Genomic DNA, 15,711 nt, shown 5'->3' with positions numbered 1-15,711 from the left:
ATTTTATTAATAATATTTTGATTTCTTTAACTTTATTATTTTTCAATAAAGTCATATCCATTTCGAAAGCTATATATTATAATTGTTTTTTATCAAAAAAATGAGGATCTATGAGCTATTTTTTCGCCCACCTTGCTAGAATGAAACTCATCCATCGTTGGCCATTAATGCGTAATGTTCGGACAGAAAATGTTTCAGAACATAGTTTACAAGTCGCGATGGTTGCTCACGCTTTAGCTATTATTAAAAATCGTAAATTTAATGGTAATGTAAATGCTGAACGCATAGCTATGCTAGCAATGTATCATGATGCCAGTGAAGTTATTACGGGTGACCTCCCTACACCAATCAAATATCATAATCAGCAAATTGCTCATGAATATAAAAAAATAGAAAAATTTGCTCAGCAAAAACTACTTGATATGCTACCAGAAGAGCTGCAAGAAGATTTTAAGGCGCTGCTTATTGAAGATTTACAAACAGATGAAGAGCACTTTATTGTTAAGCAGGCGGATTCATTATGTGCTTATCTTAAATGTTTAGAAGAGTTATCTGCGGGTAATAGTGAATTTAAACTAGCTAAAAAACGGCTAGAAAAAATGCTCGATGATAGAAATAGTCCTGAAATGGAATATTTCATCGAGACATTTGTGCCAGGTTTTAAACTCTCGTTAGATGAAATTAGTCATTAAAATGTGGAGTGAGGGTTCTGATTCCTCGTTTATGTTCTAACAAGTGAAGTAGAACAACTTCCTGATCCAGGAAAGGCAATATAAAGTGTTTTTGCATCACCATTAACGCCTATAATGGCCTTTCCATGGTCACGTTCAGGAATAGAACAGAAAAAATCATCTTCAGTACCAATGATATACCACTCTTTGTGGTAATTCTAGCAGACCAATTATCATGTGAGTCAGGTATTCTTAATTCATATAAAAATGAAAAAACATTTTCTATTTTAATTTTATCTCAGGATATTATAAAAAAATATTTTAACGCCTTACCCCAAAAGAAAATTCAATATTTACCTCTACAAAATAAGAATTACGTATAAATTCTTCCGTTTTCTTTAATATCTACTTTCAATAAATAGTAGACGTTAAATCTAACAATATAGTAGTCAAATTTAAAACTGATTAATTATTAATAGCTAATGTTTATTTAAAATATAAGGTAGAGAAATAAAGCTCTAAATAATTAGAGCTTTATTTTTACTATTTAGAAAGGAAACAATATAGGTACGACTAATACACTAATAACCATCACAATAATCGTAAATGGCACACCCATTTTTAAGAAGTCAGAAAACTTATAACCACCAGGGCCTAAAACCAAAGTATTAACCGGTGAAGAAATTGGAGTCATAAAGGCTGCCGATGCAGCAATACCAACCACCATAGCAAAAGGTAATGGCGAAACTTCCATCTGGCGCGCGGCAGCAATCGCAATGGGTGCCATTAGCACCGCAGTTGCCGTATTTGAGATAAATAGTCCTGTGACCGCACAAAGGACAAATAGACACAACAACATCACATGAGGTCCCATATTGCCTGCAACATTCATAAGCAAATCAACGGCAAGCGTAATCCCGCCCGTTTGTTGCAAAGCCAGTGCAAATGGCATCATCCCAACGATTAAAATAATACTTGGCCAGTGAATTGACTTATAAGCGCTTTCCATATCAATGCAGCGAAATTTACCCATTAACAAGCATGCAATAAGTGCTGCAATAAAATTAGGAACTTCATCTGTTACCATCATGGCAACCATCAATGCTAAACAAAATAGTGCATGAGGAGCCTGTGAAGAGGCAGGTGCAACCGCTTCAACTTCAGCGGCTAAATTAAGGACGATAAAATTACGTGGCTTGGTGGATAAAATACGAATAAGTTTCCAATCCCCAATCACTAACAGTACATCCCCGACTCGCAACGCTTCATCAACTAATTTACCATCAAGCGCTTTTCCATCTCGTCTTATACCAACGACATTAAGTCCATAACGCGTACGAAACTTGATATCACGAAGACTTTTACCCAGCAGTTCAGAATCCGGATTCATTGAAACTTCCGCCATCCCAACATCACGAGATTGGTCTGAAAAATAATCGCCACGTAAAATCATCGGCTCAAGCTGTTGATCAAAACAAAATTGGCGCAAATCATCATCACTAACTGAAATATCAATTAATAAAACATCTCGCTCACGCAATTCCGTTCCGCCCGTCGCACTCACCATTACTCGACGAAATTTACGCCAACGTTCAATACCAACAACGTTAGCTTCATAGCGTGAGCGCAAATGTAATTCTTCTAAGGTATGGCCAATCAATGGTGAGCCGGAACGAATCGCTAATCGGCGAGCTCGCCCCGCCAGCCTATAATCACGAATTAAATCACGAAAAGTACGTCGATAACGCTCAGGAAGTTTGTCTGGTTCATCACTGCCTAACCAGCGGCGAGTCAGCCACATATAAGCTATACCCGCTAGTAAAATGATAATCCCAATAGGTGTTATTGAGAAAAATTGAAAACCTTTGATTCCTTCTCTGACAAGCTCACTATTGACGACCATATTTGGCGGAGTCGCCACTAACGTCATCATTCCACTGATTAACCCAGCAAAACCAAGCGGCATCATCAAACGGCTTGGTGATGTTTTCATCCGAGCCGCAACGCTCAAAACAACGGGGATGAAGATAGCAACAACGCCAGTTGAACTCATAAAGGCACCGAGTCCAGCAACAGTCAACATCAGGAAAACTAACATTTTGCTTTCGCTGCTACCCGCAACACGAACAAGCCAATCCCCCATTTGATAGGCAATGCCGGTACGAACTAAGCCATCACCTATCACAAATAAAGCCGCAATAAGCAATACGTTAGGATCAGAAAACCCCGCCGTAGCCTGCGCTAACGTCAACGTATCACTTAGTACAAATGCCACTATTACCAATAATGCCACAACATCCATGCGAATTTTATTAGTGGTAAATAGGACTATTGCAATCAATAACAGGGTTAACACCCACAACAATTCTCCGTTCAAAATATCCCCTTTCGACGAAAAAGCAGTGTTAAATATTTCCCTTAGTTAATCATGTTTTGGGTACAATTTCTTTGATTAGATCACTATTAAACATTTTTTGCTACTAAAAGGGTGAAATCACCATTATTGTCAGGACCTATAACCGAAATTTGCGCCAATGAACTGACAATTATATCGATTTCATTTCTTCGTGGCATATCATCAGGTGCATGGACCGCAACCACTTGGCTACCGGCATCAAGTGCAGAATAGATGCCTGCAGGCGCATCTTCAAACGAAATACACTCATTTGTATTAAGTGAGAGTGCCTTTGCGCCTAGCATAAATGGCTCAGGATCAGGCTTACCTTTTGTAACTTTTTCAAAAGTTACCCAATGCTTAGGTTCAGGTAATCCGGCCGCTTTTTGGCGACCATGTGCAATAGGCACCGTACCCGAAGTCACAATAGCCCAGGGCGCACCTAATTCATTCAAACGCAACAACAGTGCTATCGCACCAGGCAATGCAATAACACCATCAGTATCTTCGCTTTCCATTTTTTCTAGCCAGCGAAAATAAGTCATAATTTCTTCTTCGCTCGCCGTCGGTAAAAAATGACGTAAACTTGTCAATGCAGGCTTCCCATGGATAAAACTAACAATTTCCTCTGGCGTTTTACCAATTTTTTCACCAAATTTACACCAAGCACGCTCAACCACGGCTAATGAATCTGCTAATGTGCCATCAAGGTCAAATAGAAAACCTTTTGCTTTTAATTTCACGTCTACCCCTTTAATTTTTTATCCACGACAAAATTTGAATTGATTCTAGACCTGTGCATTAGTTAACGCTAAATACGGGCACATACGCAACCTAGATATCAAAAATAATTAAGAATTAAGCAAAAAGCTTAGATTTGAATGCGCTGAAGAGTTAAACAACAAGAAGAAAAGTAGAATGGAGTTTACGGTTTTTATATTTTATTAATTCTATTTGCTCTAAGGAGTTTGTGCTGTAGCTAGGCGGCAAGCGCGCTAAGCCCTAGGAGCATACATAAGTATGTGACTAGGGTTAGTGAGTGAAGCCAACGCCGCTACAGCGCGAAATATGAAGAGTAAAAAATCAAGCGTTAATGATTTGGCTAATCTCCACCGCCGAAAGATGATACTGACGCGGACAAGCGTGCCAAATAGCTAGCATTCTGACATACTTATCCCACATTGGTGTTTGCGAGTTAAAGCCATGAGTGCCACTATCAAAATGCGTATAACGCCCTTCAGTGTTCACCATAAAGCGAACGTAACTTAAGTAGCGGGATTCTGTTGGAGCATCAAAACCTAGGAATTGAACACGGCGGCCATCGATATCTTGTTGATTATCCATGTTGCCGAATGAGACCTGTAGTGCATGATACATTTCCATAATATCAATCACTGTCCGGCAGGTGTCTTCACTTAAATGGCCAAAATCTCTATCTAACTCACGCATTTGCAAGCCAAAACCACGCTCGATAATAGTTTGTGAACGGCGATAGCGCTCTGCATTCGCAGGGTCTAGCATGGTCATCATTTTATATTGATTAGATAAAATTAGGCGTTGGGCATTGGTCATTTCCATCATGGCTCTCCTTGGGAAAATTATTGATTCAATCTTCGCATTCAACAATCATGATAGACAGTAAAAACATAACTTTTATTGATCTAAACGGGTTTTTTATATTACTTGTTGTTAAGTCACACTTTTATTAGTCTAAAGCGCGATTATTTGGCCCAATAATCCCAGTTACTCAAAATAATTCAAATCATAACTAACTCTATATCCATAATAGATATACCTAGAGCTAGTTATTTTTTATCGATTTTATCTTACAAAATCAACGTGTTTGTTTTAGATATCTTCAAGAAATGACCGATCCAACTGCTTAAAAGCGCGTTTCAGCAAATCAGCAAGTGCCATATAGTCAGGTTGATGCTCGATGGGACCCATCGCAATACCGGCCTCGACAAATTTCTCACGGATCTCATAGAACCAGCTTAGTAACGTTGCAGGCAAAGGCGTTGCGGCCTTTTTACCTAACCACCATAAACCTTGCATTGGTAAACTACAGGCAAATAATGCGGTTGCAATGGCAGGACCGAGTTGACCGCCGAGGGCTATTTGCCATGCTAAGGTGAAAATAGCCAATGGTGGCATGAAGCGAATACCGAAACGAACCGCTTTATTAATCCGGATCTCAGGAAAAATGGGAGCGAGTTTCTTTTCCATAGGAAAGGTCTTCAGATAACGATTTCCTAATCTGAATTTTTTAAAAAAACCCGGCGGTGTATTTTGTAATGTGCTCATGTATCGCTTCCTATGGACATCTTAAAAATCAAAGAATGTTACTTACTAGCTTACGCCAATCCGAGCGAGAACGCACACTCAGGTGACAGAAAAAAATATTTTGCTTTATTTACCCTAAATCAAACTACTTTAGACAAAATCAGCTATTCTCTTACTTCTACCGCATTCGTATATCTGCATTTGCTATAATTACAGTGATAGAGTGCTTATGATTTTAATCAATCAAACTGCCTGTATTTAAAAAAAACATATAAAATATAAAATAATTTTAGTAGAATTGACTCTATTTAGAATTGCTGTTGGATTTTGTTACTTTATAGCGCCGATAAATTAATAAGCTACAGTTATATATTGGGGTTTTGAACGTTATTTCAACACCAGACGTTAAATATTTCCTTATGGAAAATTTAATCAGAAAAATTAGCGCTTTATCCAAAATAATTTGAAATATAAACAGCACTAGGTCATTCCTACTGTAATTCAAAAAATGATGGGTAATTGCTTGAACCATGATATCAATCATGACGCTTTGAGCAATAAATGCGCTAGGCTCTAGCAGCTAATATTATTTTCTAAGTCTTTGTAAGCGAGTTAGGCTTTTTTAAAGACTTCACAACAACAATTAACGATAGGTATTTCCATGTCAAAGCTGGTACTGGTTCTAAACTGCGGTAGCTCCTCACTGAAATTCGCCATCATCGACCCAACTAATGGTGATGAATTTTTATCAGGTTTAGCTGAGTGTTTTAATCTGCCTGAAGCCCGTATTAAGTGGAAAATGGATGGCGCTAAACATGAAGCATCTCTAGGTGCTGGCGCTGCACATAGCGAAGCGTTGGACTTCATTGTTAACACTATTCTTGCTGAAAAACCTGAGCTATCTGCACAGATCACCTCTATTGGCCACCGCATTGTTCATGGTGGTGAGAAATTCACATCATCTGTGCTGATTAACGACGATGTTATCGCGGGTATTAAAGCCGCTATCCCATTCGCACCGCTGCACAACCCTGCTCACCTTATTGGTATTGAAGAAGCAATCAAATCATTCCCACATCTGATAACTAAAAATGTTGCGGTATTTGATACTGCATTCCATCAGACAATGCCTGAAGAATCTTACCTATATGCTCTGCCATATGAATTATATTCTGAGCATAGCATTCGCCGTTATGGTGCTCACGGTACTAGCCATTTCTATGTTTCTCGTGAAGCTGCGAAAAGACTTAATAAGCCGGTTGATGAACTCAACGTTATCACTTGCCATTTAGGCAACGGTGGTTCTGTTGCTGCAATTGTTAACGGTAAATGTGTTGATACTTCAATGGGTCTAACTCCATTAGAAGGTTTAGTCATGGGAACTCGTAGTGGTGATATCGACCCTGCTATTATTTTCCATCTGCATGATTCATTAGGTATGAGTGTTGATCAAATCAACAAAATGCTGACTAAAGAATCAGGTTTACTTGGTTTAACAGGTGTCACCAGCGACTGCCGTTATGTTGAAGATAACTACGGTACTAAAGCAGATGCAACTCGTGCCATGGACGTTTTCTGCCATCGCTTAGCGAAATACGTTGGTGCTTACAGTGCACTGATGGAAGGCCGTCTTGATGCCATCATTTTCACCGGCGGTATTGGTGAAAACTCTGCACAAGTTCGCGAAATTACGTTGAAAAAATTAGCGATTCTGGGCTTTGAATATGACCACGAACGCAACTTAGCGGCACGCTTCGGTAAAGAAGGCGTGATCACTACTGATAACAGCCGTCCTGCATTGGTTATTCCAACCAACGAAGAATTGGTTATAGCACAAGATGCTGCGCGTCTAACCGCGTAACAAACTTAAGCCGCCAGCAATTAGCTGGCGGTTTTATTTTGCACAGAAAAAAGAGGTTCCCGTGTCCCGTACAATTATGTTAATTCCTACAGGCACCAGCGTTGGTTTAACCAGCGTCAGCTTGGGTGTCGTTCGCTCAATGGAACAAAAAGGCGTTCAACTAAGCGTCTTTAAGCCAATCGCCCAGCCACGTATTTCAGGCAATAAAGATCAAACCACTGAAGTATTACGCTCCCATTCAAGCATCACAACGATTGTCGAACCGCTGACAATGGAATATGTAGAATCGCTGCTGACTTCATCAAAAAAAGATATTTTGATGGAAGAGATTGTTGCGCGCTATCATGACCATACAAAAGATGCTGAAGTCATTCTTATTGAAGGTTTAGTTCCAACTCGTAAGCACTCTTTTGCACAATCATTAAACTATGAAATTGCTAAAACATTGGGCGCGGAAATTGTTTTCGTTACCGCTCCGGGTAATAGCAGCATCACACAAATGCAAGAGCGTCTTGAACTAGTCCGTAACGAGTTTGGCGGTCAACGCAATAAGAACATTATTGGTGTCATGATCAATAAAGTGAATGCACCTGTTGATGAACAAGGTCGCACTCGCCCTGACTTGTCAGAAATTTTTGATGATTCAACCAAAGCAACTATTGCTAACATTGATACTAAATCACTGACCTCATTGAATTTGCCCGTCCTTGCGTCTATTCCATGGAACTTTGATTTAATTGCTACTCGTGCAATTGATATGGCAAAACACTTGAATGCTAAAGTGGTTAATGAAGGTGAAATCAAAACTCGCCGCGTTAAATCAGTTACATTCTGTGCTCGCAGTATTCCACACATGCTTGAGCATTTCCGTCCGGGTTCATTATTAGTCACCTCAGCGGATCGTCCTGATGTATTAGTTTCTGCTTCATTGGCTGCAATGAATGGCGTTGAAATCGGTGCGATACTGCTTACAGGCGGCTATGATATCGATGCACCTATTCGCAAATTATGTGAACAAGCATTTGAAACTGGTCTGCCAGTTTTCATGGTTGATAGTAATACATGGCAAACTTCACTGAATCTGCAAAGTTTCAGTTTAGAAGTCCCAGCAGATGACCATGAACGTATCGAAAAAATTCAAAACTATGTTGCACGCCATATTAGTAGTGATTGGATTGAATCACTGGTTGCTGACTCAGAGCGCCCTAATCGTCTATCACCACCAGCGTTCCGTTATCAATTAACTGAACTTGCACGTAAAGCCGGAAAACGCATTGTACTGCCAGAAGGTGACGAACCTCGTACAGTCAAAGCTGCTTCAATTTGTGCAGAACGTGGTATCGCAACTTGCGTGTTATTAGGTAATCCTGATGATATTCGCCGTGTTGCTGCGGCTCAAGGTATTGAGCTTGGCACTGGTATTGAAATTGTTGACCCAATCAAAGCGCGTGAAGAATATGTCGCTCGTTTAGTCGAATTGCGTAAAAGCAAAGGAATGACAGAAGTTGTTGCACGTGAACAACTTGAAGACAACGTCGTTCTGGGTACATTGATGCTAGAAAAAGGTGAAGTTGATGGCCTCGTTTCTGGTGCAGTTCACACCACAGCTAACACCATTCGCCCACCACTTCAGTTGATTAAAACGGCGCCAGGTAGCTCATTGGTTTCATCTGTGTTCTTTATGCTGCTGCCTGAACAAGTATTTGTTTACGGTGACTGTGCAATCAATCCAGATCCAACAGCTGAACAATTGTCTGAAATCGCTATCCAATCTGCCGACTCAGCAAAAGCCTTTGGTATCGACCCTCGCGTTGCAATGATTTCCTATTCAACAGGTAATTCAGGTGCAGGTAGTGATGTTGAGAAAGTTCGTGAAGCGACTCGCTTAGCACAAGAAAAACGTCCTGATTTAATCATTGATGGTCCATTACAGTACGATGCGGCAGTAATGGCGGATGTGGCTAAGTCTAAAGCGCCAAATTCACCTGTTGCAGGTAAAGCGACTGTCTTTATCTTCCCTGACTTGAATACCGGTAATACTACCTACAAAGCAGTACAACGTTCAGCTGACCTCGTGTCAATTGGACCGATGCTACAAGGTATGCGTAAACCGGTTAATGACTTGTCTCGTGGCGCACTGGTAGACGATATTGTTTACACTGTGGCACTGACAGCAATTCAAGCTGCGCAGAATGAAGGTGCATAATTCATTATCTTAATGAAGCTATGAATTAAGTCACAAATAAAATGCTAGCCAATGAACTTGGTTAGCATTTTTTATTGGACGTCGTTCAACAGTTCTCTGCCCTCATCTAATGAAAACGTCATTGCTATGTACTGATTGGATTTAAAATATTAATGACAGATTGTCTTAACCAATTTAATGCATTATCACCATCACTTCGTTCATGCCAAATCATTTGAAACTCTAACGTAGGCATATCTAATGGTGGCTCAAATACGACGAGACTATTGCTCAATTGTTGAGGTAAGGCTTTTTTAGCCACAGTCAGTATCAAATCGCTATTTTCTAATAATTGAGAAGCAATCTGCCAATAAGGTACTGTAATCGCAATACGTCGTTGTTGATTAAGTAATTTAAGGGCGTAATCAACTTCATTAGCATCATAGGGTTTCATACTCACTGAAATATGAGGGTAAGAGAGCCACTGAGTTAAATCCATTTGCTCATTAGGACATATTGTTTTATCTGCTACACTAACCATAGTATCGCTAAAAATTGATTGCCCACGTAACGTATAATCAAGTGCATTAAACACCCCAAAAGCTAAATCTAAACTCCCTTCATGTAATTTATTTTGCATTTCTTCTCGACTACAATGCCAAATTTTCAAATCGACATCTGGCGCATTTAAACGCAAGTAGTGAGCGAGTTTGGTTGCGATGATCGCAGCGCCATAATCTGACATCGCAATATTAAATCTGCGATGACAATGGGATGGCTTAAAATTTTGTTGTGCAATTAAATCATCAAGTTGTCCTAACGCCTGAGTCAACGGCAAATAAAGTGATTCGGCTTTACTGGTTAATTGATACTGGCCTTGTTGACGAATTAGCAGCGGATCTTGAAATAACTCCCTAAGCTGATTCAACGTGTGACTCACCGCAGGCTGACTTTTATGTAACGCTTCCGCAGCACGACTCACATGACGCTCACTCAATAGAGCTTGCAAAGTCACTAATTGATTTAAATCTAGTCTTCTTAAGTTATTCATGTGGCGAATAGTACCTTATAAAATTGTTCATTTCCCAATAGGCACCCAACTCATTACCCTTATAGTAAATCAAATTTGGTTAACTGTTAACCGTGAGGTAATGATGTCTACACTTTCTATTTCAGGGATTTTATTGATTTCTATGGCGCTTTTTGCCGGTGCCGTCGTACCTATTCAAGCCGCCAGTAATGCTATTCTAGCCCGTCATTTAGGTCATCCATTATGGGCCAGTGCAATTTCACTATTAGTCAGTATCATTGTATTAATTCCACTGCTATTTATTTTTAAAGTTCCTAAACCAAACTTTACGCTTGAGCTATTAAGTCAACCTATCTGGATTTGGTTTGGCGGTATTGCGGGGATGCTTTATCTCACCTCAGCCTTAATATTGGTACCTAAAATTGGTAGTACGACATTTTTTGTGATGGTGATTGCGGGGCAGTTAATGATTTCGGCTTTAATTGAACAATTCGGCTGGTTTGGTATGCCTCAAAACCCCATTCCTGTTGGCAAAATTTTGGGCATTGCCTTTGTCATCGTAGGTGTTTTATTTGTCCAATTTTCACGCAAATAATTATTCACAAAATATAAAATGCATCACTTAACAATGATGCATTTTATAAACTAAGATCTATTATTGAATCTGGCGAAGAGATAGGCTGTAAATATATTTATAATATTCAGATTGGTCAGGATAAACCAACTGAATTTGCAGTGGAAGATCAACTCCAGGGTCAATAGTATGTCCAGTAGTATTGCTTAATATAACATTTCCGTCGACCTCGACCTTTGTTAACCAATTTTTCTGACTTTCATACCAATTTTCAGAAACAACTGCACCTGAAGGTAGCTGAAAACTAAGCTCCCACTTATTGACTCTGGTATTCTGTGATTTTAAAGTCAACATATAGCTATATAAGTAACCACCTTCCCCTGCCCAACTTGCTTGGAACTCCTGTAATACTTCTAATTCTCTTTCCGCTGTTACAGTAACCGTTGAAGTAATATTATTATCACCTTCATTTTCATAACCGGCTGGTGGAGTCAAACTGCATACCAGATTTGTAGTACCCGTTGCTGATGAATTTGCATTCAAAGGTATATCAATAACGACTGAGTCATTCTGATATATATCAACCGGCGAATTAAATTCACCCACAGTCATAATTGCATCATTGCCTGATGTTGCACCAACAATTAAACCATTAATGGTGACACTACTTTGATTTGCTATTTTCAGCGGAACTGATTTTGTTTCTCCGGTTAATAAAACAATTTGTTTATCCAGCGTCAATTTTAATGTAATGACACCTTTAACTTCAGCATTCACATCATAGGTATTACTTCCCTGATTAATAAAACCAATTGGTGTATAAATTCGAACACTCAGAGTTGTTTCACCTGTTTTATTTCCTTTGAGAGATACAGGTATTGTTGTTATTTCGCTTCCTGGAAGATCAATAATTTCAGGATAGGAAACGACGGTAATCAGATCATTATTTTTTACGGTAACTTCTAATGTAACACCAGGAATGGTGACGCTGCTTTTATTTTCTATATTAAGCTCAATATTATTTTCCTGACCTAATATAACATTCAGTGGGCTTTCTGAAGATATTTCTAACGTGACTAATGCAACAGGCGCAGAAACAACAGAGCGAGTTAAATCATTCCATCCCTGAGGAACCAGCGACGGAATAGATGACATTGCAGGCACATTTAATATATCACCATCAAGATTAAGGCCAGCAACCAATGAGGCTGCTTGATTCATATTATTGACTACGCAGGAAACACCATCATGTTGTCCAACATCAAATCCATATGATTCAAGTTCTTCTTGATCAAGTTGAATATCTGGTGATATTAATAAAATATCCCCAATCTCCGAATTGTTATAATCAACATTTGTATAAAGAGCCAATTTATCTGGCGGACATTTATCTATTCCTTTCTGATTCTTTAGTAATTCAACGGATTCATTTTCTAACATATTAAGCCCCATTAATTTGATGTAACAATTCAAACTCTAAATTAATTTAAATAATTTAGTTCTGATGATTAATATTTTTAAAGCCATAACAATAGAATGTTATAACCAACACAAATCATAATAGGGATTAACAGATACTTTACAAGATAACGACTCTAACAATCTTTAAGCATTACATCTATTTTTTATTCGTTAATTTTTTAAAAAAAATAAAAAATGAATAACAAGCAACTATAGAAAAAAAATAAAAATGCCAAGTAACTTCACTACTTGGCATTTAATTTAACTCATCATTAATTTACACTTACTATTTCTTTTGTGTAAATAATGAAACTACTGTTGCAATCACAATATTTAAAATAAAGGCAGCAATACCGATATTCATAAAGTTCAGTCCATTACCCAACCATGGGAACAGCTGTGATAATGAAATGTGTTCTATATAGGTTACCGCAAGGAAAATCACGCCCGCGAGAATACCTGTAATTGCACCCATTGGAGTCATTGGATTACGTTGTTTGAAGCTCATCAATAATGCAGGAAAGAATTGAGCCACAATATTCACACCAAGCAACATAATAGCGACTAACGTATCATTACTGTGGAAAACAAAATACAAGCTAACCAGTGCAACAAAAGGCACCATATAACGTGCATAAATTCCTGACTGGCGCTTTTCTTCACTGACATTCAATGCCTTTTGCACCACACCTGCAAGCATATTGGACGTAGTTAATAGCAACATTGAACCAGGTACGAGTGCAGTCAACATACCTGCTGCACCAATAAATCCAACTATGAGTGGCGAAAAGGTGGATTTCGAGATTTCAAATAATGATAAATCGACCATCGAGCCTTCAAGATGTGGGATCTGCAATATCGCTGCATAGCCAACAAAGAAAGCAAATAACATAATTAAACTATATGCTGGAATTAAAATACTATTACGTTTTAATGATTTTTCATCTTTGGCGGTAAATACTGCGGCCATATAATGAGGCCAACAAAAATAAGCAATAACAGATAGGAATATTGTGGATATATACCAAGGTATGTTTAAACCCGTTTCAGCAAAGGTCAAATAATTCGGCATTGCCGTATCTATCGCTTTAAACATATCACCAAAGCTTCCGTAATAATGCAGTGGGATATAAATACCGATAAAAATAACCACAATCAAAATCATTAAATCTTTTAACGCGGATGTCCATGCAGAACCATGAATACCCGAAATCATTACAAATAAGGTCACAGCAATAATACCAATCCAGATTGCCATATCCGCAGGTATTGCCCCATAGGACGCTTGGGAAACGATAATTCCTAACCCTTTTAACTGTAAAACAAACAAAGGTACCATTGCTGCAATTGATATTAAACTAATGAGCAGCCCTAATCCCTGGCTTTTGTATTTAGCGGCAAACAAATCAGAAATCGTTCTAACATCATGATCTTTTGCAAAGCGCCAAATTCGAGGATGAACCCAATAAAGAAATATCCCCATAAACGCATTAACAGCCAAGGTATATAAAATTGCAGGCCCTTTACCATATGCCCAACCACTACCACCTAAAAAAGTAAATGTAGTATAAATTTCCCCTGCACTTAGCAAAAAAACTAATAAGGCGCCATAGCTACGGCTCCCCACAGACCACCCTTCGTGGTCCATCGTTTTGCCTTTTTTTGCTCGAATGGCTAAATAAATACTAAAAACGAAAAACGCAATAATGACAATAAGCGCAGAACTCATGGCGTTTCCTTAGTTGTTTTGTTATCTAATATATTGATTAGCAACATGATAAATACAGTGATAACAACCCATGTTACAATCCAAAACATAAGGAACGGAAGCCCCATAACAAAAGGTTCAACCCGATTGGCGTAATAAATACCTAGCGTTAATGCCAAGATCGGGAAAATAACTAAATAGTGATACCATTTCATAGAAAAATTCCTTCTTCAACTCACCCGAGAGAGACTAATTCGCGAGGTAAATGACTTAACATTTCCACACCATTTTCAGTAATAAGTAGCATGTCTTCAATCATTATGCCGCCTACACCAATACCGTAATAAGGTGTTTCAAGGCTCATCACCATGCCAGCGCGAAACACTTCTGTTGTCGCAGCGCTGACAAATGGCGCTTCTTCTAAACCAACAAAAACACCATCACCATGCCCCAAATGCCCTCGATTATAATGAGGAAGCCCTGAGCAGCGAATTAATGCCATCGTTTCATTGAATACGTCGCTTAATAGCACACCAGGCGCGATACGATTTAGCATATATTGATGACCTTTCAATATAGTTTGATATATTTGACTGACTTTTTCATTCGGCTTCCCAACAACAAAAGTACGCGCAATATCAGCACCATAGCCGGCAACATCAACACCACAATCAAATTTAACTAAATCACCTTCTTTTGCAGGCACATCATCAGGTAATAATTTTGGTGAAAAATCGCTTCCGACCGAAATTAAGTGAAAACGACTATAATTTGTATCTGGGTATTCCATCACTTTAGCTTTAAATGCAGCCGTTAGTTGTGCGGAAGTACAACCCACTTTAATTAATTTACTCGCCGCTTCAATGCCTGCCTCAGTAATTTGTGCACTTTTTCTGAGGTGATTAATTTCCCACTCACTTTTAATCATACGTAATTCATTAAATAGCGGAGATGAATCAACAAGGTTTAAACTCGGTATTATCTTATCTAACCAAATCTTACCTGTATGTGTGATTTGCCCTAGCTCAATCGCAACAGGCTTCCCATATACGCCAGCGTCAGTTAACGCATCTTTTAGTAACGTAAAAACCGTTTCGATAGGACTGTTAATCGGTCTTGCTTTCACAACCTTGCCATTATCTGGATTAAAAGGATCATCAACATCGACCCAAATTGGAAACGTTTTAATATGTGCATTTGGCATTTGAAGCTGCAAGCTTGATGCTTCAAATTCATTCATAATCACAAGCGATTTAATCTCTGGATCACGAAAAATAACCGCAATAGCCGAGCCAGTTTGTCTAAAAGTATACATAAAGAAACTTGCGAAACCGGTTAAGTGATAAAAATTATCCCCCACGGTAGCGATCAAAGCTTCTATTCCATCGCGGTTCATTATTTCACGCGCTTTATAAGTGACACTTTCGAGGTGTTGTTGTTTTAACAAAAGATCTGCTTTATGAATTATCATTTTTATTCTCTTAGCCAGTAGTTTTATTCATACATCAAGCAATTACAAAACGTGACGCACAGGCGGATTATA

Annotated in this window: 13 protein-coding genes; 4 read left to right on the top strand and 9 right to left on the bottom strand. The window is 38.7% G+C overall.

Annotated elements, in window-relative coordinates; all coding sequences use genetic code 11:
• Nucleotides 1-110: 110 nt before the first annotated feature.
• Nucleotides 111-692: a 5'-deoxynucleotidase gene (yfbR, locus tag ACTH6U_RS17920; protein WP_294108002.1), complete on the top strand. Its 582-nt coding sequence runs from the start codon at nucleotides 111-113 to the stop codon at nucleotides 690-692.
• A 526-nt stretch (nucleotides 693-1,218) separates the two neighbouring features.
• Here yfbR and ACTH6U_RS17915 read toward each other — a convergent pair.
• The 4 genes from ACTH6U_RS17915 to yfbV all read right to left on the bottom strand — a co-directional run bounded on the left by ACTH6U_RS17915 (nucleotide 1,219) and on the right by yfbV (nucleotide 5,370).
• Nucleotides 1,219-3,048 (bottom strand): SLC13 family permease, encoded by a 1,830-nt coding sequence (locus tag ACTH6U_RS17915; protein ID WP_441832818.1) that lies wholly within the window; start codon nucleotides 3,046-3,048, stop codon nucleotides 1,219-1,221.
• 86 nt (nucleotides 3,049-3,134) lie between these two features.
• The gene (locus tag ACTH6U_RS17910) at nucleotides 3,135-3,809 is read right to left on the bottom strand and encodes a sugar phosphatase (RefSeq protein ID WP_441832817.1); all 675 of its coding nucleotides are present in this window, start codon (nucleotides 3,807-3,809) and stop codon (nucleotides 3,135-3,137) included.
• Between the two features lie 340 nt (nucleotides 3,810-4,149).
• Nucleotides 4,150-4,644, bottom strand: coding sequence for a YfbU family protein (locus ACTH6U_RS17905; protein WP_336430872.1), 495 nt, complete (start codon nucleotides 4,642-4,644; stop codon nucleotides 4,150-4,152).
• 270 nt (nucleotides 4,645-4,914) lie between these two features.
• Nucleotides 4,915-5,370, bottom strand: coding sequence for a terminus macrodomain insulation protein YfbV (gene yfbV / locus ACTH6U_RS17900; protein ID WP_294107996.1), 456 nt, complete (start codon nucleotides 5,368-5,370; stop codon nucleotides 4,915-4,917).
• Nucleotides 5,371-6,010: 640 nt separating this feature from the next.
• Here yfbV and ackA point away from each other — a divergent pair.
• Entirely contained in the window at nucleotides 6,011-7,210 is a 1,200-nt protein-coding gene (gene ackA / locus ACTH6U_RS17895) for an acetate kinase (RefSeq protein ID WP_294107994.1), read from the top strand.
• A gap of 61 nt (nucleotides 7,211-7,271) precedes the next feature.
• Nucleotides 7,272-9,416, top strand: coding sequence for a phosphate acetyltransferase (pta, locus tag ACTH6U_RS17890; RefSeq protein ID WP_294107992.1), 2,145 nt, complete (start codon nucleotides 7,272-7,274; stop codon nucleotides 9,414-9,416).
• 124 nt (nucleotides 9,417-9,540) lie between these two features.
• On the opposite strand, the gene ACTH6U_RS17885 is transcribed toward pta, so the two are convergent.
• Complete coding sequence (locus tag ACTH6U_RS17885; RefSeq protein WP_441832816.1) at nucleotides 9,541-10,446, bottom strand: LysR family transcriptional regulator; 906 nt, start codon at nucleotides 10,444-10,446, stop codon at nucleotides 9,541-9,543.
• A 103-nt stretch (nucleotides 10,447-10,549) separates the two neighbouring features.
• On the opposite strand from ACTH6U_RS17885, the gene ACTH6U_RS17880 reads away from it, so the two are divergent.
• Nucleotides 10,550-11,020, top strand: coding sequence for a DMT family transporter (locus ACTH6U_RS17880; RefSeq protein ID WP_441832815.1), 471 nt, complete (start codon nucleotides 10,550-10,552; stop codon nucleotides 11,018-11,020).
• A gap of 60 nt (nucleotides 11,021-11,080) precedes the next feature.
• On the opposite strand, the gene ACTH6U_RS17875 is transcribed toward ACTH6U_RS17880, so the two are convergent.
• The 4 genes from ACTH6U_RS17875 to ACTH6U_RS17860 all read right to left on the bottom strand — a co-directional run bounded on the left by ACTH6U_RS17875 (nucleotide 11,081) and on the right by ACTH6U_RS17860 (nucleotide 15,639).
• Nucleotides 11,081-12,439 carry a hypothetical protein gene (locus tag ACTH6U_RS17875; protein ID WP_434719173.1) on the bottom strand — a complete coding sequence of 453 codons (1,359 nt, stop codon included), beginning with the start codon at nucleotides 12,437-12,439 and terminating at the stop codon, nucleotides 11,081-11,083.
• A 307-nt stretch (nucleotides 12,440-12,746) separates the two neighbouring features.
• Nucleotides 12,747-14,189 (bottom strand): sodium:solute symporter family protein, encoded by a 1,443-nt coding sequence (locus ACTH6U_RS17870; RefSeq protein ID WP_441832814.1) that lies wholly within the window; start codon nucleotides 14,187-14,189, stop codon nucleotides 12,747-12,749.
• Nucleotides 14,186-14,383 carry a DUF3311 domain-containing protein gene (locus ACTH6U_RS17865; RefSeq protein ID WP_336430862.1) on the bottom strand — a complete coding sequence of 66 codons (198 nt, stop codon included), beginning with the start codon at nucleotides 14,381-14,383 and terminating at the stop codon, nucleotides 14,186-14,188. Before ACTH6U_RS17865 ends, ACTH6U_RS17870 begins: the two co-directional genes overlap by 4 nt.
• Before the next feature lie 20 nt (nucleotides 14,384-14,403).
• A complete protein-coding gene (locus tag ACTH6U_RS17860; RefSeq protein ID WP_441832813.1) occupies nucleotides 14,404-15,639 on the bottom strand; it encodes a M24 family metallopeptidase in 1,236 nt (411 codons plus the stop codon).
• Between the last annotated feature and the right edge of the window lie 72 nt (nucleotides 15,640-15,711).

Source organism: Providencia sp., assembly GCF_052096715.1.
In the GTDB taxonomy this organism is placed as follows: Bacteria; Pseudomonadota; Gammaproteobacteria; order Enterobacterales; family Enterobacteriaceae; genus Providencia.
The sequence above is the reverse complement of the archived record's forward strand: the minus strand, read 5'-3'. Positions and strand labels throughout refer to the sequence as shown.